The sequence below is a fragment of the Aurantimonas sp. C2-5-R2 genome (genome assembly GCF_036549495.1).
Classification (GTDB): Bacteria; Pseudomonadota; Alphaproteobacteria; order Rhizobiales; family Rhizobiaceae; genus Aurantimonas; species Aurantimonas coralicida_A.
Genome location: NZ_JAZHLJ010000271.1, coordinates 1 through 707, shown reverse-complemented (window position 1 = coordinate 707; position 707 = coordinate 1). Strand labels below are relative to the sequence as shown.

General features: G+C 58.6%; 1 protein-coding gene. It reads right to left on the bottom strand.

The window, feature by feature from the left end; translation table 11 throughout:
* Positions 1–115 precede the first annotated feature (115 nt).
* Positions 116–412 carry a hypothetical protein gene (locus VQ044_RS25470; protein WP_327650464.1) on the bottom strand — a complete coding sequence of 99 codons (297 nt, stop codon included), beginning with the start codon at positions 410–412 and terminating at the stop codon, positions 116–118.
* Positions 413–707 lie beyond the last annotated feature (295 nt).

The window sequence follows — 707 nt, the reverse complement described above, 5'->3', positions numbered from 1 at the left end:
CGCCGTCTGGATCAATCCGCCCAACAACAAGCTCCAACTCCAAGCTTAATCTATCGCTCCGGCTGTCTCACATTCGTTGACACGCTCCGTGAGCGATCGGAGGGTTTCGGAAAGATCAAACCCCAAGATCTATGTCCGCCGGGATACTGCCCTTACGTCCGACCAGGCGGGCGCCAAAGTCATCTTCGAGGGCCAGGCGCGACAGCGCCAGTTCCAACAGCTCCGTGTCCGAGGTGACATGGGCGCGCTTCTTGGCCGCCTCGATCAACTCGGAGGGCACCCGCCCCGAAAGACGGGTATTCTTCGCGGCGCCGATGAGGCCGGCGGCTTTCGCTTGCTCGAGCACGAGCTTATTGCGCGTCGATGCGACCGTTGCTTCGCTTTCTGCAGCCGTCCGTGTTTGCGCAGCCATGAGAACCTCCTGTGTTGAACAGAATATAGATTGCGTTGAACGCTTAAGCAAGGCTTAGTAGCCGCTGGCCTTCGGGACGTCAGACAGCTGAAGCAGACGTATCATAGTGATCGATTGGGGGGATCGATGGATTCCATGCAAACCGAAATTGCGCGCTTCCTCGCGGAAAAAGCGACGCGGCAAACGCGTGCGACGTATCTGCAGGGGGGATGTCCCGAAGTTTGTTGAACTTCGGCGAACGACGTTGCCGGGGTTGAAGGTTACGCGGCCCTGGAAACGGAGGCAACGGGCTTTT